The sequence below is a fragment of the Streptomyces sp. NPDC018833 genome (assembly GCF_044390825.1).
Taxonomy (GTDB): Bacteria; Actinomycetota; Actinomycetes; order Streptomycetales; family Streptomycetaceae; genus Streptomyces.
In genome coordinates this window covers 554,381-576,006 of the sequence record NZ_JBIRZM010000001.1, presented here as the reverse complement: position 1 = coordinate 576,006, position 21,626 = coordinate 554,381, and the positions used below count along the sequence as shown (strand labels likewise).

At 72.1% G+C, this 21,626-nt stretch carries 19 protein-coding genes; 8 read left to right on the top strand and 11 right to left on the bottom strand.

Features of this window, described 5'->3' with window-relative positions; all coding sequences use genetic code 11:
• Positions 1–22 precede the first annotated feature (22 nt).
• The 3 genes from ACH5AF_RS02510 (at position 23) to ACH5AF_RS02500 (ending at position 5,234) form a co-directional block, all read left to right on the top strand.
• Complete coding sequence (locus ACH5AF_RS02510; protein WP_398899780.1) at positions 23–1,468, top strand: FGGY family carbohydrate kinase; 1,446 nt, start codon at positions 23–25, stop codon at positions 1,466–1,468.
• 104 nt (positions 1,469–1,572) lie between these two features.
• Positions 1,573–3,306 (top strand): ABC transporter ATP-binding protein, encoded by a 1,734-nt coding sequence (locus ACH5AF_RS02505; RefSeq protein ID WP_398899779.1) that lies wholly within the window; start codon positions 1,573–1,575, stop codon positions 3,304–3,306.
• On the top strand, positions 3,303–5,234 hold the full coding sequence (locus ACH5AF_RS02500) for an ABC transporter ATP-binding protein (RefSeq protein ID WP_398899475.1): 1,932 nt from the start codon (positions 3,303–3,305) through the stop codon (positions 5,232–5,234). Before ACH5AF_RS02505 ends, ACH5AF_RS02500 begins: the two co-directional genes overlap by 4 nt.
• A 34-nt stretch (positions 5,235–5,268) precedes the next feature.
• Here ACH5AF_RS02500 and ACH5AF_RS02495 read toward each other — a convergent pair whose 3' ends face one another.
• From ACH5AF_RS02495 to ACH5AF_RS02460, 8 genes are all read right to left on the bottom strand, one after another.
• Positions 5,269–6,525: an RNA polymerase sigma factor gene (locus tag ACH5AF_RS02495; protein ID WP_398899473.1), complete on the bottom strand. Its 1,257-nt coding sequence runs from the start codon at positions 6,523–6,525 to the stop codon at positions 5,269–5,271.
• A gap of 238 nt (positions 6,526–6,763) precedes the next feature.
• Complete coding sequence (locus ACH5AF_RS02490) at positions 6,764–7,255, bottom strand: hypothetical protein (RefSeq protein WP_398899472.1); 492 nt, start codon at positions 7,253–7,255, stop codon at positions 6,764–6,766.
• A 172-nt stretch (positions 7,256–7,427) separates the two neighbouring features.
• Entirely contained in the window at positions 7,428–9,341 is a 1,914-nt protein-coding gene (gene dnaG, locus ACH5AF_RS02485) for a DNA primase (RefSeq protein WP_398899470.1), read from the bottom strand.
• A gap of 34 nt (positions 9,342–9,375) precedes the next feature.
• Entirely contained in the window at positions 9,376–10,638 is a 1,263-nt protein-coding gene (locus ACH5AF_RS02480) for an NAD(P)/FAD-dependent oxidoreductase (RefSeq protein WP_398899469.1), read from the bottom strand.
• A gap of 187 nt (positions 10,639–10,825) precedes the next feature.
• The gene (locus tag ACH5AF_RS02475) at positions 10,826–12,226 is read right to left on the bottom strand and encodes a deoxyguanosinetriphosphate triphosphohydrolase (RefSeq protein ID WP_398899467.1); all 1,401 of its coding nucleotides are present in this window, start codon (positions 12,224–12,226) and stop codon (positions 10,826–10,828) included.
• A 205-nt stretch (positions 12,227–12,431) separates the two neighbouring features.
• Positions 12,432–13,190 (bottom strand): sirohydrochlorin chelatase, encoded by a 759-nt coding sequence (locus tag ACH5AF_RS02470; RefSeq protein ID WP_398899466.1) that lies wholly within the window; start codon positions 13,188–13,190, stop codon positions 12,432–12,434.
• Positions 13,151–13,384: a hypothetical protein gene (locus ACH5AF_RS02465; protein WP_398899465.1), complete on the bottom strand. Its 234-nt coding sequence runs from the start codon at positions 13,382–13,384 to the stop codon at positions 13,151–13,153. Before ACH5AF_RS02465 ends, ACH5AF_RS02470 begins: the two co-directional genes overlap by 40 nt.
• Before the next feature lie 279 nt (positions 13,385–13,663).
• On the bottom strand, positions 13,664–14,389 hold the full coding sequence (locus ACH5AF_RS02460) for a hypothetical protein (RefSeq protein WP_398899464.1): 726 nt from the start codon (positions 14,387–14,389) through the stop codon (positions 13,664–13,666).
• 113 nt (positions 14,390–14,502) lie between these two features.
• On the opposite strand from ACH5AF_RS02460, the gene ACH5AF_RS02455 reads away from it, so the two are divergent.
• The 3 genes from ACH5AF_RS02455 (at position 14,503) to ACH5AF_RS02445 (ending at position 18,144) form a co-directional block, all read left to right on the top strand.
• Entirely contained in the window at positions 14,503–15,117 is a 615-nt protein-coding gene (locus ACH5AF_RS02455; protein ID WP_398899778.1) for a vancomycin high temperature exclusion protein, read from the top strand.
• Positions 15,118–15,173: 56 nt separating this feature from the next.
• Positions 15,174–15,758, top strand: a complete 585-nt coding sequence (locus tag ACH5AF_RS02450) for a TIGR03086 family metal-binding protein (protein ID WP_398899463.1) — start codon at positions 15,174–15,176, stop codon at positions 15,756–15,758.
• Positions 15,759–16,032: 274 nt separating this feature from the next.
• Complete coding sequence (locus ACH5AF_RS02445) at positions 16,033–18,144, top strand: molybdopterin oxidoreductase family protein (RefSeq protein WP_398899461.1); 2,112 nt, start codon at positions 16,033–16,035, stop codon at positions 18,142–18,144.
• Between the two features lie 62 nt (positions 18,145–18,206).
• Here ACH5AF_RS02445 and ACH5AF_RS02440 read toward each other — a convergent pair whose 3' ends face one another.
• The 3 genes from ACH5AF_RS02440 to ACH5AF_RS02430 form a co-directional block, all read right to left on the bottom strand.
• On the bottom strand, positions 18,207–18,641 hold the full coding sequence (locus ACH5AF_RS02440; RefSeq protein WP_398899777.1) for a gamma-glutamylcyclotransferase family protein: 435 nt from the start codon (positions 18,639–18,641) through the stop codon (positions 18,207–18,209).
• 2 nt (positions 18,642–18,643) lie between these two features.
• A complete protein-coding gene (gene cutA, locus ACH5AF_RS02435; RefSeq protein WP_398899776.1) occupies positions 18,644–18,976 on the bottom strand; it encodes a divalent-cation tolerance protein CutA in 333 nt (110 codons plus the stop codon).
• A 173-nt stretch (positions 18,977–19,149) separates the two neighbouring features.
• Positions 19,150–19,908 (bottom strand): NAD(P)H-dependent oxidoreductase, encoded by a 759-nt coding sequence (locus ACH5AF_RS02430; RefSeq protein WP_398899460.1) that lies wholly within the window; start codon positions 19,906–19,908, stop codon positions 19,150–19,152.
• 251 nt (positions 19,909–20,159) lie between these two features.
• Here ACH5AF_RS02430 and ACH5AF_RS02425 point away from each other — a divergent pair, with 251 nt between their 5' ends.
• On the top strand, positions 20,160–20,663 hold the full coding sequence (locus tag ACH5AF_RS02425; RefSeq protein ID WP_398899459.1) for a hypothetical protein: 504 nt from the start codon (positions 20,160–20,162) through the stop codon (positions 20,661–20,663).
• A 110-nt stretch (positions 20,664–20,773) separates the two neighbouring features.
• The gene (locus ACH5AF_RS02420) at positions 20,774–21,454 is read left to right on the top strand and encodes a class F sortase (RefSeq protein WP_398899458.1); all 681 of its coding nucleotides are present in this window, start codon (positions 20,774–20,776) and stop codon (positions 21,452–21,454) included.
• The last annotated feature ends 172 nt before the right edge of the window (positions 21,455–21,626 follow it).

Sequence of the window (21,626 nt, the reverse complement as noted above, 5' to 3'; positions counted from 1 at the left end):
CGCGTACGGCAGAATTCCGGACATGGGGATAGTCGCCGGATTGGACAGCTCGTCCGCGTTCACACGCATCGTCGTCTGCGACGCGGACACAGGCGCCGTGCTGCGCCAGGGGTACGCGCCGCATCCCGTCGAGCCCAAAGCCGCCGAGGTCGATCCTCAGGTGTGGCTGCTCTCGCTCGGCGAAGCGGCCGGAGGCGGGCTGCTGGAGGGTGTGCAGGCCATCGGCGTCTCCGCACAGCAGCACGGCCTGATCACGCTCGACGCACAGGGTGGCCCGGTGCGGCCCGCGCTGCTCGGCAACGACAAGCGCGCCCAGGTCGCGGCCGCCGATCTGATCGATGCGCTCGGCGGGCGGCAGGCCTGGGCCGAGGCCGTCGGATCGGTCCCCCAGGCTGCCCAGCCCGTGGCGAAGCTGCGCTGGCTGGCCCGCACCGAGCCGGAGGCCGCGCAGCGGGTGGCGGCCGTGCTGCAGCCGCACGACTGGCTGGTGTGGCAGCTGCTCGGGCGGCCGGCCCGCCGGACCACCGACCGCGGCGGCGCCTCCGGCACCGGCTACTGGTCGGCCGGCACCGGCGCGTACCGCCCCGATCTCGTCGAGCTGGCGCTCGGGCATCCGTGCGCGCTGCCCGACGTGCTGGGACCGGCCGACGCCGCGGGGACCACGCCGGAGGGGCTGCTGATCTCGGCGGGCACCGGGGAGATCATGGCGGCCGCCTTCGGGCTCGGGGTCGGCACGGGCGACGCGGTGGTGTCGCTGGGGGCCTCCGGTTCCGTGATGGCGGTGCACCACGAGGCGTTGGCCGATCCGACCGGCATGATCACCTCGTTCGCCGACGCGACCGGGATGCACCTGCCGGTCGTGCACACCCTCAATGCCGTACGGGCACTGCGCGGCACCGCCGACCTGCTGGGCGCGGCCGACCTGGCCGAGCTGTCGGCGCTCGCCATGAAGTCGACGCCGGGCTCGTCCGGGCTGGTGCTGCTGCCGTATCTGGAGGGCGAGCGAACCCCTCAACTGCCGCACACGGCGGGTACGTTGACCGGTCTGCGGCGTGAGTCCATGAAGCCCGAGCACCTGGCACGAGCCTCGTTCGAGGGCATGCTCTGCTCCCTGGCCGACGCGATGGACGTGCTGCGGGGGCGCGGGGTCGAGGTGCGCCGGGTGTTCCTGCTCGGGGCGGCCGCCGAACTGCCCGCCGTCCAGGCCATCGCGCCCACCGTCTTCGGGGCGCAGGTCGTCGTGCCGCAGCCGGCGGACTACGCCGCCCTGGGCGCGGCCCGGCAGGCGGCGTGGGCGCTGGGCGTCGCGCGGGGAATGCTGTCCCCACAGGCTCCGCCGGCCTGGCAGGGCGCCGCCGCGCAGGTCTTCGAGCCGGGCGAGGAGGCCGCGGTGGGCAAGGCGGTGCGCCAGCAGTACGGGGCGACGCGCGACCAGATCCACCCGGGGGCGTTCGACCTGTCGGTATGACAATCTGCTTTTGACTCGCGCTTGGGGAAAACCCTTGGGGTTTCGGCGACGGGGTGCCGGAAGATGAGGTGACCCCCGATCTTGCCGAGCCCGAGAGACCGCACGTGCTGATGAGACTGCTGCGGACCTACCTGAGTCCGTACAAGAAACCGATCGCCCTGCTGGTGGTGCTGCAACTGCTGCAGACCAGCTCCACCCTCTATCTGCCGACCCTGAACGCCGACATCATCGACAACGGTGTCGTCACAGGCGACACCGGTCACATCCTGACCGTCGGCGCGCTGATGATCGGCATCAGTGTGGTCCAGGTGCTCTGCAACATCGGGGCCGTCTTCCACGGCGCGCGCACCGCCGCCGCACTCGGGCGGGATGTGCGGGCCGACGTGTTCGCGCGGGTGCAGAGCTTCTCCGCCCGCGAGGTCGGCCACTTCGGTGCGCCGTCGTTGATCACGCGCACGACGAACGATGTGCAGCAGGTCCAGATGCTGGTGCTGATGGCGTTCACGCTGATGGTGTCGGCGCCGATCATGTGCGTCGGCGGCATCGTGATGGCGCTCGGCCAGGACGTGCCGCTGTCGGGGGTGCTGCTGGCGGTCGTGCCGGTGCTCGGCATCGCCGTGTCGCTGATCGTCAAGACGATGCGGCCCCTGTTCCGCACCATGCAGGAGCGGCTGGACACCGTGAACCGGGTGCTGCGCGAGCAGATCACGGGCAACCGCGTGATCCGCGCCTTCGTCCGGGACACGTACGAGAAGGAGCGCTTCCGCGGGGCGAACGACGAGCTGACGGACGTGTCGATGTCCACCGGCCGGCTGATGGCGCTGATGTTCCCCACCGTGATGACCGTCGTGAACGTGTCGTCCATCGCGGTCGTCTGGTTCGGCGCGCACCGCATCGACAGCGGGGCCATCCAGATCGGCGCCCTGACCGCCTTCCTCGCGTATCTGATGCAGATCGTGATGGCCGTGATGATGGCCACCTTCATGTTCATGATGGTTCCGCGTGCGGAGGTGTGCGCCGAGCGCATCCAGGAGGTGCTGGACACCGACTCCAGCGTCGTTCCGCCGAGCGCGCCCGTGCGCGAGCTGCGCGCCCGCGGTCACCTGGAGGTGCGCGGCGTCGACTTCTGCTACCCCGGCGCGGAGGAGCCGGTGCTGCGCGGCATCGATCTGGTGGCGCGGCCGGGCGAGACCACCGCGATCATCGGGTCGACCGGCAGCGGCAAGTCGACGCTGCTGGGGCTGGTGCCGCGGCTGTTCGACGCGACGGGCGGCGAGGTGCTCGTCGACGGCGTGGACGTGCGGGAGCTGGACCAGGAGCTGATGGCCCGCACGGTCGGGCTCGTGCCGCAGCGGCCGTACCTCTTCTCCGGCACCGTGGCGACCAACCTGCGCTACGGAAATCCGGAGGCGACCGACGACGAGCTGTGGCAGGCGCTGGAGGTGGCGCAGGCGGCCGACTTCGTGCGCGGACTCGAGGGCGGTCTGAACGCTCCCGTCGCCCAGGGCGGGACGAACGTCTCCGGCGGCCAGCGCCAGCGGCTCGCGATCGCGCGGACCCTGGTGCAGCGTCCGGAGATCTACCTCTTCGACGACTCGTTCTCCGCGCTGGACTACGCGACGGACGCGGCACTGCGGGCGGCGCTGGCGCGCGAGACCGCCGAGTCGACGGTCGTGATCGTCGCACAGCGGGTGTCGACGATCCGTGACGCGGACCGGATCGTGGTGCTGGACGAGGGGCGGGTCGTGGGGGCGGGCAGCCACCACGAGTTGATGCAGGGCAATGAGACGTACCGAGAGATCGTGCTCTCGCAGCTGACGGAGGCGGAGGCCGCATGAGCGGGGGACCTGCTGCACGGATGATGGCGGGCCAGAGTCCCGCCGAGCGGTCGATGGACTTCAAGGGCTCGGGCAAGCGGCTGCTGCGGCAGCTGGCGCCCGAGCGGGCCGTGCTGTGGTGGATGCTGGCGGCCGGTGTGCTGAGCGTCGCGCTGAACGTGATCGGGCCCAAGATCCTCGGAATAGCGACCGACCTCGTCTTCGCCGGCGTCGTCGGGCGGGAGATGGCCGAGGGCACCACCAAGGAGCAGGCCGTCGAGGGGCTGCGGGCGAAGGGCGACGACGGGCTCGCCGACATGCTCTCCGGAGCGGACTTCACCCCGGGGGAGGGCATCGACTTCACCGCCGTGGGCAACGTGCTGCTGGTGGCCCTCGTCGTGTACGTGGCGGCGGGCCTGCTGATGCTGGTGTCGACACGGCTGTCGATCAAGGTGATCAACCGGACCGTGTACCGGATGCGCGAGGACGTGCAGGCGAAGCTGTCGCGGCTGCCCCTGTCGTACTTCGACAAGGCCAAGCGCGGCGAGGTGCTCAGCCGCGCCACCAACGACATCGACAACATCTCGCAGACCCTCCAGCAGTCGATGGGCCAGCTGATCAACTCGCTGCTCACCATCGTCGGCGTGCTGGCGATGATGTTCTGGATCTCGCCGCTGCTGGCGTTGGTCGCGCTCGTCACCGTGCCGGTGTCGGTGTTCGTGGCGACGCGGGTCGGCAAGCGGTCTCAGCCGCACTTCGTCGCCCAGTGGAAGTCGACGGGCGCGCTGAACGCGCATGTCGAGGAGATGTACAGCGGTCATGCGCTGGTGAAGGTCTTCGGCCGCCAGAAGGAGTCGGCGCAGGGCTTCGCCGAGCAGAACGAGGCGCTGTACGAGGCCGGGTTCAGGGCTCAGTTCAACAGCGGGATGATGCAGCCGCTGATGCTCTTCGTCTCCAATCTGAACTACGTGCTGGTCGCCGTCGTCGGCGGCCTGCGGGTCGCCTCCGGCTCCCTGTCCATCGGTGATGTACAGGCCTTCATCCAGTACTCCCGCCAGTTCTCGATGCCGCTGACGCAGGTCGCCTCGATGGCGAACCTGGTGCAGTCGGGTGTCGCGTCCGCCGAACGGATCTTCGAGCTACTGGACGCCGAGGAGCAGGAGCCGGACGGGCCCTCCGTCGAGCGGCCCGAGCGGGCCGAGGGCCGGGTGTCACTGGAGAAGGTGTCGTTCCGCTACGACCCGGAGAAGCCGCTGATCGAGAACCTGTCGCTCGCCGTCGAACCGGGTCACACGGTCGCGATCGTGGGCCCGACGGGCGCGGGCAAGACCACGCTGGTCAATCTGCTGATGCGGTTCTACGAGGTGACCGGCGGGCGGATCTCCCTCGACGGGGTCGACATCGCCAAGATGTCCCGGCAGGACCTGCGGTCGGGCATCGGGATGGTGCTCCAGGACACCTGGCTGTTCGGCGGCACGATCGCGGAGAACATCGCGTACGGCGCGTCCCGCGAGGTGACCCGCGAGGAGATCGAGAATGCCGCGCGGGCCGCGCACGCGGACCGGTTCATCCGCACACTGCCCGACGGCTACGACACGGTGATCGACGACGAGGGCTCGGGCGTCAGCGCCGGCGAGAAGCAGTTGATCACCATCGCACGGGCGTTCCTGTCGGATCCGGTGATCCTGGTGCTGGACGAGGCGACGAGCTCGGTCGACACGCGTACGGAGGTCCTGATCCAGAAGGCGATGGCACGGCTGGCCCACGGCCGCACGAGCTTCGTCATCGCCCACCGGCTCTCCACGATCCGGGACGCGGACGTGATCCTGGTGATGGAGGACGGCTCCATCGTGGAACAGGGCACGCACGAGGAGCTGCTGGCGTCGGACGGGGCCTATGCGCGGCTGTACGCGGCGCAGTTCGCGCAGGCGGTGGTGGAGGTGGAGTGAGGGCCCCGCGGGGCGCTGAGGCGCGGGCGAGGCGTCAGTCCAGGTAGCCGCGGAGTTGGTCCGCGAACGCGTGGTCGCGGAGCTTGTTGAGGGTCTTCGACTCGATCTGGCGGATGCGTTCACGGGTCACGCCGAAGAGACGGCCGATCTCCTCCAGTGTGCGGGGGCGGCCGTCGGCCAGGCCGTAGCGCAGTTGCACCACCTTGCGTTCGCGTTCGCCCAGGGTGGAGAGCACCGCCTCCAGGTGCTCGCGCAGGAGCAGGAAAGCCGCCGACTCCACCGGGGACGCGGCGTCGCCGTCCTCGATGAGGTCGCCGAGGGCGACGTCGTCCTCCTCCCCCACCGGAGCGTGCAGCGACACCGGTTCCTGGGCGAGCCGCAGCACCTCGCCCACCCGCTCGGGTAGCAGGTCGAGCTCGGCGGCGACCTCGTGGGGCGTGGGTTCGTAGCCTCGTTCCTGGAGCATCCGGCGCTGGACGCGGACCACGCGGTTGATCAGCTCCACGACGTGGACGGGCACGCGGATCGTGCGGGCCTGGTCGGCGAGTGCGCGGGACATGGCCTGACGGATCCACCAGGTCGCGTACGTCGAGAACTTGTAGCCGCGCGCGTAGTCGAACTTCTCGACCGCCCTGATCAGGCCCAGGTTCCCTTCCTGGACGAGGTCGAGCATGGTCAGCCCGCGGCCCACGTAACGCTTGGCCACCGAGACGACGAGGCGGAGATTGGCCTCGATCAGACGGCGTTTGGCGACCCGGCCCATGACCACCAACCGGTCCAGGTCGACGGCCAGTTGCGAGTCCGGGTCGGGGGTGTTCGCCAGCTTCTCCTCGGCGAAGAGGCCGGCCTCCACGCGTCGAGCCAGCTCGACCTCCTCGACCGCGGTGAGCAGTGGGATGCGGCCGATCTCGCGCAGGTACTGGCGGAACAGGTCGGAGGACGGGCCCGATGCCTCGGCGGCGCGGGCCACGGGCCGCGGCAGTACGGGCGGTTCGAGCTCCTCGGCGGCGTCTTCGGACACCGTCCGCGGCAGTACGGGCGGTTCGAGCTCCTCGGCGGCGTCTTCGGACACCGTCCGCGGCATGGTGCCCGGTACCGCCTCGGGGTGGCCTGCGGGCCGGCCCTGCACGGGCACCTGCTCGACTGCGGCCGCGGCGACGGCCACGACGGCGTCGGTCTCGGTCAGGGTCCGGGTCTGCACGGGGGCGACCTCCAGGGTGATCGCTGCCGGTCGGGGGGCGTGTGGCAGCTCCGAGGGCTCAGGCACCGCCCCCAGTGTGGGGTACGACACATCTCTGCCACGAGGGGCGTGCGGTGACTTTTTGAGACCCGGTGTGACCGGACGATTACTCGGATGCCCTCATGTGTGGTGGTCTGACGGGATCGGCCGGTGCGGGAGACCGACCGGCCCGAGTACGACGACGTCCGCCACGGCGGGACGGTGGACGTGGAGAGCACGGTGGGCGCGGGAACGACGTTCGTGGTCGTCCTCGACCGAGGGCGACCGGCTCGGTCGACGGCCGCCAGGGTCAGTCCCCGCGCGGCCCCCGGAAACCCACCGAGGTGACGAGGGCGTAGTCGAAGTACACCGGGTCCCCCTCCTCGTCCATCGGGTATTCGAAGCTGCTCTCGTTCGACAGGATCACCTTGAGGTCGGGAAGGGTGTCCACGCCGTCGCCGTTCTGCTCGACCCTGTGGCCCCGTTCCTCAAGGCGCTCCAGCAACTCGTCGCTGGGAGTACGGAAGACGTCGAGCCCGTCGAGGCCGACCGTCACGTCCGCGTCCTCGATTCGGAACCGGTAGACATGGATGTCGGTCAGCGCGCCCTTGGTGAAGCCGAGAGTGAACTCCGTCTCGGACTCCGCGTGCTCGCAGAGCACCTGTCCAGGCGCGTCGCCGTAGTCCGGGTCGGACGGGATGAAGCCCAGTTCGCGCACGGCCCCGACCGCCTCGTCGGCGGACATGCCGAGCCTGAGCGTGGCAACTCCCACCTCCGGTAGCAGCTCCAGAATCATCGCCATCCCTTCCAACCGTCCGATCAGGCGGAATCGAGCCGTACACCGGTGCTGCTGGGGCTGAGGCCACCGGCTCCTGTACGGCCTTCCGGCCGGGGACGAGGAGCGATCGCTCGCCGCCCTCGCGGCCGCCCTCGCGGCCGCCCTCGCGTCCCGCTGAGCCGGGGCGAGCGGTGCGCTACAGCGCCGCCGCACCCTGGTTGCGCAGGGACTGGCCGTACTGCTGGAGCACCCACAGTTCGTTCGCCACCGCTGCGTGCTGCTCCGGGTCGGCGTTCGGGCCGAGACGGGCCAGGGTGCCCTGGACGTCGCGGATGCGGCGGTCCACGGCGCGCAGGCGGACCTGGACCAGCTGGACGCCCGCGTAGACCTCGTCGACCGTGCGCGCGTGGATCGCCTCCACCGCGAGCTCGGTGACCAGGGCGCGCACCGTGTCGTTCGGCGCGGCTTCACGGACGCGGGCGAGGTAGCCGGAGGTGTCCTCGGCGCCCTGCTCGGCGCCGCCCGCCTCCTCGATGGTCTGTCGGACCGCCGCGTACGGCGGGGCGGTGAACTCGTCGATGCCGTACGCGTCGAAGGCGGGCGAGACCAGGGCGGGGTACTGGAGGGCGAGCTTGAGCAGTTCGCGCTCGGTGCGGTGGGCGGGGCTGCGCAGGTTGAGCGCGGGCCCGGACGCCGTGACGGCCGGCGCCGGGACCTGCTGGTGCGACCGCGAGGAGCCGGGCCTCTCCGGGCCGCGACCGCCGCGCTCCGGGCCGCGCTCGCGGGCCCAACGGGCCAGCTGCGCCACCCGCTTGACGACGAACTGGGTGTCGAGGATGCCGAGGATGCCGGCGAGCTGGACAGCCGACTCGTGCTGGATCGCGACGTTCTTGATGGCGGCGACGACGGGCGCGGCCTCGTCGAGGGCGGCGGCGCGGCCCGCCGGCGTCTCCAGATTGTGCCGGGCCACCATCTGCCGGATCGCGAACTCGAAGAGCGGAGTGCGGGATTCGACCAGCTTCTGCACCGCCGCGTCACCCTCGGCGAGCCTCAGCTCGCACGGGTCCATACCGCCGGGGGTGATCGCGATGGACGTCTCGGCGGCGAACTTCTGGTCATCCTCGAAGGCCCGCAGCGCCGCCTTCTGCCCGGCCGCGTCGCCGTCGAAGGTGAAGATCACCTCGGCGGTGGCGTTGTCCATCAGCAGCCGGCGCAGGATCTTGATGTGGTCGCCGCCGAACGCCGTGCCACAGGTCGCGATGGCGGTGGTGACGCCCGCGAGGTGGCACGCCATCACGTCCGTGTAGCCCTCGACGACGACGGCACTGCTGGTGCGCGCGATCTCCTTCTTGGCGAGGTCGATGCCGTACAGGACGTGCGACTTCTTGTAGATCGCGGTCTCGGGGGTGTTCAGATACTTCGGGCCGTTGTCGTCGTCGCGCAGCTTGCGGGCGCCGAAGCCCACGACCTCGCCGGTGATGTCGCGGATGGGCCACATCAGTCGGCCGCGGAAGCGGTCGATGGGGCCGCGGCGGCCGTCCTGGGAGAGTCCGGAGAGGAGGAGCTCCTTGTCGCTGAAGCCCTTGCCGCGCAGGTAGCGGGTGAGGTGGTCCCAGCCGGCCGGGCTGTAGCCGACGCCGAAGTGCTGGGCGGCCGCCTGGTCGAAGCCGCGCCCGGCGAGGAACTTGCGGCCGATCTCCGCCTCGGGCCCGTCGAGCTGCTCCACGTAGAACTCGGCGGCGATCTTGTGGGCCTCGACCAGGCGGATGCGCTCCCCTCGCTGGTGGGTGGGGTTGTACCCGCCCTCCTCGTAGCGCAGGGTGATGCCCGCCTGTGCGGCGAGGCGCTCGACCGTCTCCGAGAAGGAGAGATGGTCGATCTTCATCACGAAGTCGAGGGTGTCGCCGCCCTCCTGGCAGCCGAAGCAGTAAAACAGGCCCTTGCTGGGGCTGACCTGGAATGAGGGTGACTTCTCGTCGTGGAAGGGACACAGGCCCTTGAGGTTGCCGCCGCCCGCGTTGCGCAGCTGGAGGTACTCGGACACGACGGCGTCGATCGGGACCGCGTCCCGTACCGCCTTCACGTCGTCATCGTTGATCCTGCCGGCCACGCGTGGATTCTACGGTGGTGCGCGGACACGCTCCTCAGCCGTGCAGCTCCGCGAGCGGGACACTCGGGTCGCCCAGCGCCTGGACGTCCACCTGCGCCCGGGAACGGATCAGCTGCTGGACGGACTCGGTGACGTCCCACACATTGACGTTCATCCCTGCGAGCACCCGGCCGCCGCTCAGCCAGAACGCGATGAACTCGCGCCTGCCGACGTCGCCACGCAGCACCACCTGGTCGTACGACCCCGGGGGCGCCCAGCCCGAGTACTCCATGCCCAGGTCGTACTGGTCGGAAAAGAAGTAGGGGACGCGGTCGTAGGTCACGGCCTGGCCGAGCATGGCACGCGCGGCGGCCGGGCCGCCGTTCAGCGCGTTCGCCCAGTGCTCGACGCGCAGGCGGGCGCCGATCAGCGGGTGCTGGGCCGCCGCGACGTCGCCCGCAGCGTAGATGTCGGGATCCGAGGTGCGCAGGCTCGCGTCGACGGCGATGCCGCCGCCGTGCGCGCGGTCGGCGAGAGCCAGGCCCGCCGCCTCGGCCAATCCCGTGCGCGGGGCGGCGCCGATCGCGGCCAGGACCTCGTGGGCGGGGTGCTCCTCGCCGTCGTCGGTACGGACGGCGAGCACCATGCCGTCCTGGCCGGTGATCTCCGTCAGACGGGCGCCGAAGTGGAAGCGGACGCCGCGCTCGCGGTGCAGCTCGGCGAAGACTTGGCCGAGCTCGGGTCCGATGACCTGGTGGAGGGGGGTGGCTTCCGGTTCGACGACGGTCACCTCGGCACCGTATCCGCGGGCGGCGGCGGCGACCTCCAGGCCGATCCATCCCGCGCCGGCGATGAGGAGGTGGCCGTTGTCGCGGCCGAGTGCCGCGAGGACGCCGCGCAACCGGTCGGCGTGGGCGAGGCGGCGCAGGTGGTGGACCCCGGCGAGGTCGGTGCCGGGGATGTCGAGGCGGCGCGGTTCGGCGCCGGTGGCGAGCAGCAGCTTGTCGTAGTGGACGACGGTGCCCTCGCCGAGGCGGACGGACCGGGCCGCGCGGTCGATGGAGACGACCGTCTGGCCGAGGTGCAGCTCGATGTCCGCCTGGGCGTACCAGCCCGTCTCGTGGACGAAGACGCTGTCGCGTTCCTCCTTGCCCGTCAGGAAGCCCTTGGACAGGGGTGGACGCTCGTAGGGGTGGTCGCGTTCGTCGCCGACGAGGATCACTCGTCCGGTGAATCCTTCTGCGCGGAGGGTCTCGGCGGCCTTGGCCCCGGCGAGTCCACCGCCGACGATGACGAATGTCCGATGTGCGTCGACCACGTGATGCCTCCTTGAGTCCCTGCAAGTCCCTGCACTGTTTGTCTCTGCGCCGCTTGTCCTTCGCCCCTGGGCCTTCAGCGAGCGTCCCGCACGGAGCCTGGTGACGGAAGAGGGAGTGACCCTCGGGCATGCCAAACCGGACGAAACGCCAAACGATCACCGTACCCGGCGCAGCGGACGCGGGGAGTCAGCGGCGCAGGAGCAGCCGGGCGTGCAGGGTGCGGGCGGACGCGTCGGTGAGCGAGGCGATCTGGTCGACGATCACGCGCTTGCGGGCCCGCTCGTCCGGTGCGTCCTCGAACAGCGCCCGGAACTGCGGCTCCAGCCCCTCCGGCGCGCGAACAGTGAGCGCATCGGCCAGCTCGGCCAGCACGATGCGCTGGTCGGCGCGGAGCGCCTCCTGCTCGGCGCGCTGCATGACGTAGCGGTCGGCGACGGCCTTGAGGACCGCGCACTCGTTGCGCGTGGGACGCGGGACGACCAGCTCGGCCTCGTAGCGGGTGAGCCTGCCGCTGCCGAACGCGTGGCGGGTGGCGCCCTCGGCGGCGAGCGCGAACCGGCCGATGAGCTGGCTGGTGGCGTCCTTGAGCCGGGCCTGGGCGACCGCCGAGCCGTCGTAGTGGTGCGGCCACCAAGGCGCGTCGATCAGCCGGTCCAGAGCCTCGGACAACTCCTCGGCATCGGTGTCCTTCGGTACGTACCGTCCTACGGCGACGGCCCAGATCCCGTCCCGCTCGGTCGGGGACAGCAGGCAGTTGGGGTCGATGTGCCCGGCGTGCAGCCCGTCCTCGAAGTCGTGCACCGAGTACGCCACGTCGTCGGACCAGTCCATGACCTGCGCCTCGAAGCACTTGCGGTCCGCCGGTGCGCCGCGGCGGACCCAGGCGAAGACCGGCAGGTCGTCCTCGTACACCCCGAACTTGCCCGAGGCCGGGTCGGTGGGATGACCGCCACGCGGCCAGGGGTACTTGGTGGCGGCGTCCAGCGCGGCCCTGGTGAGGTTGAGCCCCACGCTGACCGGCTCGTCCTGGCCGGGGACGCTGACGAACCGCTTTGGCTCGATACGGGTGAGCAGCCGCAGCGACTGGGCGTTGCCCTCGAAGCCGCCGCAGTCCTCGGCGAATTCGTTGAGCGCCTGCTCGCCGTTGTGGCCGAACGGGGGGTGGCCCAGGTCGTGGGCGAGGCAGGCCGCCTCGACGAGATCCGGGTCGCAGCCGAGCGCCGCACCGAGCTCGCGCCCGATCTGCGCGCACTCCAGCGAGTGCGTCAGCCGGGTGCGGGGGCTGGCGTCCCATGCGTGGCTGCGGGTGCCCGGGGTGACCACTTGCGTCTTGCCGGCGAGGCGGCGCAGCGCGGACGCGTGCAGGACGCGGGCGCGGTCGCGCTGGAAGGCCGTACGGCCAGGCCGCTTGTCGGGCTCGGGCGCGAAGCGGTGGGCGTCCGTGGTGTCGTAGCCGTCGGGGGCGGAGGGGTCCAGGGCGTAGGTCTCCGGGACGCGGGATCCGGGGGCGGACGTGTGCGGTCCGGGTGCCTGGGGGTCGGGCGGCCAGGTGGTGCCGTCGGTGCCGGTGGTGCCAGTGCCATCCATGCACCGAAGGTAACCGGCGGGGCCGACCGTGGGGACCAGGGAGGGCCGCGGACCGCCCGGCGCGGTGGTTCAGGCCGCGGAACCGTCCGCGCCGTGGTCAGGCCGCGGAACCGTCCGCGCCGTGGTCCTTGTTCAGACCGCGGACCGCCCGTCGGTGGTCCAGGCCGCGGAGAGCCACGGGGCGGCAGGGCGTACGGGGAGCTGTTCAGGCCGCGGAGAGTTCGTGGCGTCGCACGGCGTACGGGCGGGTCCGTGCCTCCTCGTAACGGTGGAGCAGCAGGCGGGCGAGGGCCGGGTGGGTGCCGAGGGGATCGGCGGCGATCCAGGGTGCGGCGGCGGCGCTGCGGGTGGCGAAGAGCCCGGGGGCGGCGAAGTAGGAGGCGACGGCGATCCGGTGCCGACCGCGGGAGGTCAGCGCGCGGACGGCGTCGGGAACGGTGGGCGCGAGCGCGGAGGCGTACGCGGCGACGACGGGCACGCCGCCGAGGCGTTCGCCGAGCAGCTGCGCCATGCGGCGGGTGTCCTCGGCGGACTCCGGGTCCCGCGACCCCGCGGACGCGAGCACGACGCCCGCACTGCGGCTGGTGCCGTCCTCCTCGTGCCAGCCGGCCTCGGCCAGCCTGGAGCACAGGGCCTCGACCAGCAGGGGGTGCGGGCCGAGGGGGCGCGCGATGCGGATGTGCTCGCCGCCGGGCGCGGCCGCCGCGGCCTGCGGCAGGTCGTGCTTGACGTGGTAGCCGCGGCTCAGCAGCAGCGGCACGAGCACGGCGGGCGCGCCGTTCAGCCCGGTGAGGGTCTCGGTGAGCAGCGGCTCGTTCAATTCGATGTGTCCGAGGCGGACGTCGAGACCGGGCCGGAGCTCACGGACGCGCTCCAGGAGGGCGAGGACGGTGCTCAGGGCGCGCGGGTCGCGGCTGCCGTGGGCTACGGCGACGAGGGACGGCCGATGGTGGGTCGGGGGCATGCGCTGCGGTTTCCGTTCAGTCGGACGTGACTCAGCTGGGTGCCGAGCTGAGCGGTTATGCGCGTCAGCAGCTGAGCGGTGGTGTCGAACTGGGCGGTGTCGTGCCGCGCTGCCGGCGCAGTGCCGTGCGGCGCGTCGGCGGACCGCACGGTGTCGAGGGGCAGGGACTCACGAAGGTGTTCCGGCTCCGTCATGGATCGATGGTGACCGCTGGAGGTTGCCGACGTGTTGCGTGAGGGTGACAGGTGTTTTCGCCAGGCTCACGGTGGGGGTACAGGGCGTGTCGTAAGAGCGTGCGCGCGCAGGGGGCGGTGCCTGGCCGGGTGCTGGGCGCGTTCGGGGGTGGGGTGGCCGAGTACGCGTCGCGTCGGGGTGTCCCTGGGTCTGGGCGCGTTCGGGGTGGGCGATGGTGCGGCCCGTTGGAACGCGGACGGGCCGGCTGTGTTCAGGCCCCCGCAGCGGGCCGACTGTGCTCAGGCCCTGAGCCACACCCGCAGCGGGCCCGCGGGGTCGCAGCCCGACCGCAGCGCCGCCGTCAGGTCGTCGCCCCCTTCATAGCCGACCACCGGGAGCCGGGGACAGCTCGACGTCACCGCCGACAGGCAGCCCGCCCAGGCCGCGTCCAGGTCATCGTCCAGCGTGAAGAAGTTGGAGATCCCCGCCGCCCCCGCCGTGGTGCTCAGCACCGCTCCCGCCGTCACACGGCCGCCCCGGTCGCGTGCCGCGAGCAGTGTGGTCGTCGGGTCCGCGAGCAGTTCCGGGCGGAACAGGCCCGCGAGCCCCTGGCCGCCGTCCCACGCCGTCGCCCACTCGGTCAGTTCCGCGGGCGTCGTCACAGGCGACCACGGCAGGCCCTCCGGAGCTGCGGGGGCCGGCAGGCCCGCCGGGCGGTACAGCCACTGCGCCTCGAAGAGCACCTCGAACCCGGCCGCCGCCAGGTTGAGGCGGGCGAAGCTGTCCTTGACCGACGCGCCGGGGCCGACGGCCGAGGCGTCGATACCGGCCAGGACGTCGGCGGCGGGCGCCTCCGGGGTCAGCGTCACCGCGTCCGGATACAGCGGGGGCGTACGGCGGGTGTTCGTCCACGCGTGTGCGCCGAACGTGCCCGGAAGTCCGTGCGCACGGCACATGGCCTCGCACCATTCGGCGTTGTTGCGGGCCGCTCGCAGCGCCCTTTCGTCCGTCGTGGACGTGATCATGGCAACCAGCGGCATCCTGGACGAACCGTTTTCGAACGGACCGCGTCTGACCTGCCGTGAGGGGATTCAGGAAGATCTCGCGTCGCGCTCAGCGCGGCATCGCCCAGGCCGTCATGCTCGGATGCGTGCTCGCGCTCGCGCCCGCGACCTGGATGCACGCCGTGGCCGACAGCCGGGTACGTGCCGTCGCCGACGTGCCCGCCCAGGAGGTCGCCGTCGTCTTCGGGGCCGGGCTCTGGAACGGCCGGCCCACCCCGTATCTCGCCCACCGTCTGGACGCCGCCGCCGAGCTCTACCGGACCGGCAAGGTCAGGGTCGTCCTGGTCACCGGCGACAACAGCCGCGTCGAGTACGACGAGCCGGACGCGATGCGCACCTACCTGACGGAGCGCGGTGTCCCGGACGGCCGGATCGTCAGCGACTACGCGGGCTTCGACACCTGGGACTCCTGCGTCCGGGCGAAGGAGATCTTCGGTGTCGAGGGTGCGGTGCTGGTGACGCAGGGCTTCCACATCCGGCGGGCCGTCGCCCTGTGCCGTTCCGCCGGGATCGAGTCGTACGGTGTCGGCGTCGCCGAGCCGCACGACGCCACGTGGTACTACGGCGGCGTCCGGGAGGTGTTCGCCTCCGGCAAGGGGGCGCTGGACGCCATGCTGCGGCCCGACCCGCGGTTCCTCGGGGCGAAGGAGCCGGGCGTACGGGAGGCACTGGAGTCGGCCGGCCGCTGACACACCCCGTCGCGGCACGCTCGCATCAGCGTCCCCGGCACGCGACAGTGAAGCGCATGACGAAAGACGACGCGGCAGAGCTCCTCGCCCGGCACTCCGAGGCACTCGCCCTCTTCACCGACCGGGTCCACGCGGTGCGGGCCGACCAGTGGGACGACCCGACCCCGTGCACCGACTGGTCCGTACGCGATCTGGTCAACCACCTCACGGCCGAGCAGCTGTGGGTGCCGGACCTGGTGACGGACGGAGCGACCGTCGACGACGTGGGCGACGCGTACGACGGCGACGTGCTCGGCGCACGGCCGCGGGCCGCGTGGGACGCGGCGGCGCGGGCCGCACGCAAGGCGTTCGCCGCCGAGGGCGCGCTGGAGCGGACCGTCCACCTGTCGTACGGCGAGACACCGGCCGTCGCGTACTGCGCGCAGATGACCGCGGACGCGGTGGTGCACGCCTGGGACCTGTCGCGGGCGATCGGCGCGCCCGAGCAGCTGCCCGACGCACTTGTGGCGTTCGCACTGGAGGAGGTCACCCCGTACGCCGAACAGCTGGCGGAGTCGGGGCTCTTCGCGCCGCCGATCGAGCCGCCACCGGGCGACAGCCACCAGTCCCGGCTGCTGGCGATGCTGGGCCGCCGCGGCTGAGCACTCCCGGCCACCAAGCAGGGCCGCCTCGGTCGAACGACCCCGCCACCCCACACGGGCCGCCTCCACGCCTGGCCCGCCTCACACGACACGCCGCGTGCCTGCCGCCTCACAGGGGACCCCACCACACGACACGCCGCGTGCCTGCCGCCTCACAGGGGACGCCGCGTGCGGGCCGCCTCACGGGGGACCGCACCGGGTGCGGAGCCCGGCGTACCTCGCTTGTAATGTGATGCGCCCGCCGACGTAACACGGATGTTCCACGCTGGGCGTCATGCGCGACGAGACCATCCCGACCCACTGTCCCTACTGCGCCCTGCAGTGCGGTATGAACCTGCGCCCAGGCGGCGCGGCCGAGACGGTCGTCGAGGTGGTCGAGCGCCCCGATTTCCCCGTGAACCGGGGGGCGCTGTGCGGCAAGGGCCGCACCTCCCCCGCCCTGCTCTCCTCCCGGGTGCGCCTGACCGAGCCGCTCATCCGATCCCATGCCACAGGCCGGCTCGAGCCGGCCACCTGGGAGGACGCTCTGCGTACGATCGCCGACGGGCTGCGCCGCACGAAGGACGTCCACGGGCCCGACGCGGTGGGCGTCTTCGGCGGCGGCGGGCTCACCAACGAGAAGGCGTACACCCTGGGCAAGTTCGCCCGGGTCGTCCTCGGCACCTCGCAGATCGACTACAACGGCCGCTTCTGCATGTCATCGGCCGCCGCGGCGCACAACAAGGCGTTCGGCCTGGACCGCGGGCTGCCGTTCCCGCTGGAGGACATCCCGAAGACGGGGTGCGTGATCCTCGTCGGCTCCAATCTGGCCGAGACCATGCCGCCCGCGCTGCGGTACCTGACGGAGCTGAAGGAGAACGGCGGCACGCTGATCGTCGTCGACCCACGGCGTACGAAGACCGCCGAGCAGGCCGACCTCCACCTGGCGCCCCGACCCGGCACCGATCTGGCGCTGGCGCTCGGGCTGCTGCACGTGGTCGTGGCCGAGGGGCGGACGGACGAGGAGTTCGTCGAGGAGCGCACGAGCGGCTGGGCGGACGCCCGGGCCGCCGCGATGGCCCACTGGCCGGAGCTGGTCGAGCGGATCACCGGCGTGGGCGTGCCCCAACTACGCGAAGCCGTACGGATGTTCTGCGACGCGCCGACAGGCATGGTGCTCACCGCGCGCGGGCCCGAGCAGCAGTCCAAGGGCACGGACACGGTCAGCGCCTGGATCAACCTGTGCCTGGCCACCGGCCGGGCGGGCCGCCCGCTGTCGGGCTACGGCTGCCTGACGGGACAGGGCAACGGGCAGGGCGGCCGCGAGCACGGCCAGAAGGCCGACCAGCTGCCGGGCTACCGCAAGCTGGACGACCCGGCGGCGCGGGCCCATGTCGCCGCGGTGTGGGGCGTCGCGCCGGAGTCGCTGCCGGGCCCGGGGCGCAGCGCCTACGAGCTGCTGGACGCGCTCGGCCAGGACGTGAAGTCGCTGCTGCTGATGGGCTCGAACCCGGTGGTGTCGGCCCCGCGCGCGGCACATGTCGAAGAGCGGCTGAAGTCCCTGGACTTCCTGGCCGTCGCGGACGTGGTGCTGTCGGAGACCGCCGCGCTCGCCGACGTGGTGCTGCCGGTGACGCAGTGGGCGGAGGAGACGGGTACCACGACGAACCTGGAGGGCCGGGTGCTGCTGCGCCGCCGCGCGGTCGACGCGCCGCCCGGTGTCCGCAGCGACCTCCAGGTGCTGGGCGCGCTCGCGGACCTGCTCGGGCACGAGAAGGGTTTTCCGTCCGACCCGGAGGAGGTCTTCGAGGAGCTGCGCCGGGCGTCGGCGGGCGGGCCCGCGGACTACTCGGGGATCACGTACCGCCGGATCGCCGAGGAGGACGGGGTGTTCTGGCCCTGCCCCGAGCAGCACGAGGCGGAGGCCCATCCGGGGACGCCGCGGCTGTTCCTCGACCGGTTCGCCACGGACGACGGGCGGGCGCGGTTCGTGGCCGTGGGGCACCGGCCCGCCGCCGAGGAACCGGACGCCGAGTACCCGGTGCTGCTGACCACCGGGCGGGTCGTCGCCCAGTACCAGTCGGGGGCGCAGACGCGTCGCGTCGACGAGCTGAACGCCGCCGCGCCGGGTCCGTTCGTCGAGCTGCATCCGCAGCTGGCGGAGCGCATCGGCGCCGCGGACGGCGATCCGATCGCCGTGGTCTCGCGGCGCGGACGAGCGGTCGGCCCCGCCCGGATCACCAACGGGATCAGGCCGGACACGGTGTTCATGCCGTTCCACTGGCCGGGCGAGGGCCGGGTGAACACGGTGACGAATCCGGCGCTCGACCCGACGTCGCGGATGCCCGAGTTCAAGGTGTGTGCGGTCCGTGTGGAGCCGGCGGCGGGCGCGTCGGCGGCGGGCTGAAGGCCGGCGCACTGGCGGCGGGCGACCGGGCCCCGGGCAGGCTTCGGCCGGCGCGGTCCGGTTCACCTCCCCGCCGTACGCGTCCGTCCGCGCCAGTCACCGCCCGCGATGCGCCGCCCGTGCGACCTGAGCCCGCGGGCCACGCCGTCCGCGGCGACGTACACCCAGGCGCGTGTCGCGGTGCCGTCCACGAGGGTCACCTCACGGACGACCCGCTCGTAGAGATTGCGCGGGTGCCCCGGGGCGACGAACTCCTCCAGCCGGTCCAGCGTCTTGAGGAGCCGGGGGTACTCCCCCGGTGCCGCGGTCAGGGACGCGCCCGTGACCTGGCCGCCCTCTTCGGCGTCCTCCACCAGATACGGGTAGCCGGGTCCGTCGTACAGCAGGGCGCCGGCGAGTGTCGCCGGGTCCTCGGCGGCGGTCCGGCCCGCGAGGAACAGGCCGTGGTTGTGCTCGCCCGGCCGCAGGGTGCCGTAGACGAAGAAGGGCAGCTGCATGTTCACGGCGCCGTCGTCTCCGCACGGACCCATGCCGCGTACGCGGCGCCCGACCGCACCACCGGGAACGCGATGATCTCGGGGGTGTCGTAGTCGTGCACGGCGGTCAGGTGTGCTTCCAGGGCGTCGTAGCAGGCCGGGGTCGTCTTGAAGAGGACCTGCCACTCCTCGGCGCTCTCGATCGCGTTCTGCCAGCGGTACACCGATCTCATCGGTGCGGAGACCTGGGCGCAGGCGGCCAGCCTGGCCTCAACCGCGCCCTGCGCGAGTGCCTGCGCCTTCTCGGCGCTGTCGGTGGTCGTCAGCACGGCGAGCAGCGGAGGGGAGGCGGGCAGTTGCTCCACGGCGGGTGCTCCTTCGGTAGGCGGCCGGATCGGGCCGGTCGGGTCGGGTCGCGGGCGGGCCGGGCTCGTACAGGGCCGGGGCGCGGGTCGCGGGGCCGGGCGGGGTCACGGCATCCGGGACCCTCTACGCCACCGTACGCACCGCCCGGCGCCCCTCGCCCGGCTCAGGCCGCGTAGGGCCGCACGGCCTTGGCCGATCGCAGCGCGCTGCCCCACCAGGCGAGCTGGTCCAGCATCGTCTTGGCCGCGGCGTCCGGCCCGGCCGGGTCGCGGTGGTTGCCCCCGTCGTCGAAGTGGGCGCCGGCGTTGTGGAAGGAGACGGTGTCGCGGACGGTGACGGCGTGCAGCTCGGCGAAGACCTGCCGCAGGTGCTCGACGGCGCGCAGCCCGCCCGAGATGCCACCGTAGGAGACGAAGCCGACCGGCTTGGCCTGCCATTCGCCGAAGTGCCAGTCGATGAGGGACTTGAGGGCGGCGGGGAAGGAGTGGTTGTACTCGGGGGTGAGGACGACGAAGGCGTCGGCGGCGGCCAGGGCGGGCGTGACCTTGGCGAGTTCGGCGGTCACGGCGGGCGACGGCTGGTAGGAGAGGGAGGTGGGCAGTTCCGTCTCGGCGAGGTCGACGAGCTCGACGGTGAAGTCCTCGCGCCGGGCGGCGCGGGACAGGAACCAGTCGGCGACGACGGATCCGAAGCGTCCTTCGCGGTTGCTGCCGACGATGACGGCGAGCTTCAGCGGAGCCCGGTCGGCGGAGCCGGTGACGGTCGCCTTCTTGGGCGTGTTCTCGGGCGTGTTCTCAGGCGTGTTCTCAGGCGTGTTCTCAGACGTGTTCTCAGACGTGTTCTCAGACGTGTTCTCAGACGTGTTCTCAGACGTGTTCTCAGACGTGTTCTCAGACGTGTTCTCAGACGTGTTGAGGTCCATGCGGAAGAGCCTGGTACCTCATGTTTGGTTGAGGTCAAGCGGTGATACCCCGTCACCCGTTCGGCAGGTGGGGGGCGCGCGACACCACAGGCGCGACGTCACACCCGGTGACCTGCGATGACGCCTCGCGTCCAGTGCGACACGCCGTTCCGGACCGGTGAAACTGATGGCCCATCAGCAGGCCTGCGCTGTGGCCCCGCCGTTATCTCGGAGGGGACGGACCACCGCATCATGCGCTTCCGGAGGACTCCATGCGCACCACTGCCCGCCTGCTGACCGGCACCGCGCTGGTCGCCGCCGCGATGGGCGTCGGCGCCCCGGCGACCTTCGCCGGCGACTTCGGATCCCTGGAGATCCACCCGTCGACGGCCGCACCGGGCGACACGATCACGGTCAGTACCCGGGCCTGTGGCAAGAAGGGGCGCGGCACCGGTGACGCGCGGGCACTGGGCGCGGGTGAGTTCAAGCTGTGGCCGGGCACTCACAAGGAACTCACGGTGGGGCAGTTCACGGTGCCCGACGACGCCCGGCCCGGGACGTACGGCATCGGCGTCCTGTGCAAGAACGGCAAGGAGGCCACCGGGGACGTGACCATCCGTCATCACGGTCCGAGCGGCCATGTGAGGACCGGTGTCGGCGGCAGCGTCGGCCCGGACTCCGCCCAGATCGCGGCGGGCGCGGCGGTACTGGCCGCGGCCGCCGTCGGCGGGACCCTGCTCCTGCGCCGCCGGGCGAGCGGCGCGCAGGACAGCTGACGGGCCGGTTCCCACCGGTCCCGTACCGCCCGAGCCCCCGCTCCCGTCCGGCCCCGAGCCGACGGGGGCGGGGTGCGAGCCGGTCCGGCCCCTGAACGTCCGGAGGAGAGATGAGCGCCAGGGCCAAGGGCCTGGGTGTCGCCCTCGCCGTGTGCGCGGGCCTGTGGCTGGTCCAGAACGGCGCGCGGGACGTGACCCCGCCGATGCCGTCGGCCGCCGAGGCGTTCGCGGCGGGACCCGACCAGCACACGGACGCCGCCGCCGACCCGCTGCCCGCATCCAGGCCGCTGCGGCTGCGCATCCCCGTGATCGACGTGGACACGCCCGTGACGGGTCTGGGCCTGGCGCGGGACGGCAGCCTGGAGGTGCCGCCGGCCGTGGACCGCAATCTGGCCGGCTGGTACGAGGACGGCACCGCCCCCGGCGCGAAGGGCACGGCGATCGTCGCCGGTCATGTGGACAACGCCCGCGGTCCGTCCGTCTTCTACAGACTGGGCGCGCTGAAGAAGGGCAACCGGGTCGAGATCACACGCGAGGACGGCCGGACCGCGGTGTTCACCATCGACGCGATCGAGATCTACGAGGCGGACGCCTTCCCCGACAGGAAGGTCTACGGCCCCAGCGACCGCGCGGAACTGCGCGTGATCACCTGCGGCGGCGGCTTCTCGGGGAAGACGGGCTACCGGGGCAACGTGGTGGCGTACGGGCATCTGATCGGCGTGCGGCAGGGCGCCGCCGGCAGCACCGCGCAGTACGGCGCGGCCGTGCGCGAGGCGATCCGAAGCGGCTGACGTCCACCGCCGAAGATCGGCGAGGCGAGGCGCCGGGGCCCCTGGCCGAGCCGGCCGGCACCGTCCTGTCGAAGACCGCCGCCGCGGCGAAGTCGGACCGCATACGACTCACCGCTGCGGAGACGGACCGCATACGACTCACCGCGGAAGTCCGGGCCCTGCGATCCCGCCT

Coding starts and splice junctions, on each gene's coding strand:
- ACH5AF_RS02510 (WP_398899780.1), top strand. CDS start 23: ATGGGGATAGTCGCCGGATTGGACAGCTCGTCCGCGTTCACACGCATC.
- ACH5AF_RS02500 (WP_398899475.1), top strand. CDS start 3,303: ATGAGCGGGGGACCTGCTGCACGGATGATGGCGGGCCAGAGTCCCGCC.
- ACH5AF_RS02490 (WP_398899472.1), bottom strand. CDS start 7,255: ATGGCGATGATTCTGGAGCTGCTACCGGAGGTGGGAGTTGCCACGCTC.
- ACH5AF_RS02475 (WP_398899467.1), bottom strand. CDS start 12,226: ATGGATGGCACTGGCACCACCGGCACCGACGGCACCACCTGGCCGCCC.
- ACH5AF_RS02470 (WP_398899466.1), bottom strand. CDS start 13,190: ATGCCCCCGACCCACCATCGGCCGTCCCTCGTCGCCGTAGCCCACGGC.
- ACH5AF_RS02465 (WP_398899465.1), bottom strand. CDS start 13,384: ATGACGGAGCCGGAACACCTTCGTGAGTCCCTGCCCCTCGACACCGTG.
- ACH5AF_RS02460 (WP_398899464.1), bottom strand. CDS start 14,389: ATGATCACGTCCACGACGGACGAAAGGGCGCTGCGAGCGGCCCGCAAC.
- ACH5AF_RS02455 (WP_398899778.1), top strand. CDS start 14,503: ATGCTCGGATGCGTGCTCGCGCTCGCGCCCGCGACCTGGATGCACGCC.
- ACH5AF_RS02450 (WP_398899463.1), top strand. CDS start 15,174: ATGACGAAAGACGACGCGGCAGAGCTCCTCGCCCGGCACTCCGAGGCA.
- ACH5AF_RS02445 (WP_398899461.1), top strand. CDS start 16,033: ATGCGCGACGAGACCATCCCGACCCACTGTCCCTACTGCGCCCTGCAG.
- ACH5AF_RS02440 (WP_398899777.1), bottom strand. CDS start 18,641: ATGCAGCTGCCCTTCTTCGTCTACGGCACCCTGCGGCCGGGCGAGCAC.
- ACH5AF_RS02430 (WP_398899460.1), bottom strand. CDS start 19,908: ATGGACCTCAACACGTCTGAGAACACGTCTGAGAACACGTCTGAGAAC.
- ACH5AF_RS02425 (WP_398899459.1), top strand. CDS start 20,160: ATGCGCACCACTGCCCGCCTGCTGACCGGCACCGCGCTGGTCGCCGCC.
- ACH5AF_RS02420 (WP_398899458.1), top strand. CDS start 20,774: ATGAGCGCCAGGGCCAAGGGCCTGGGTGTCGCCCTCGCCGTGTGCGCG.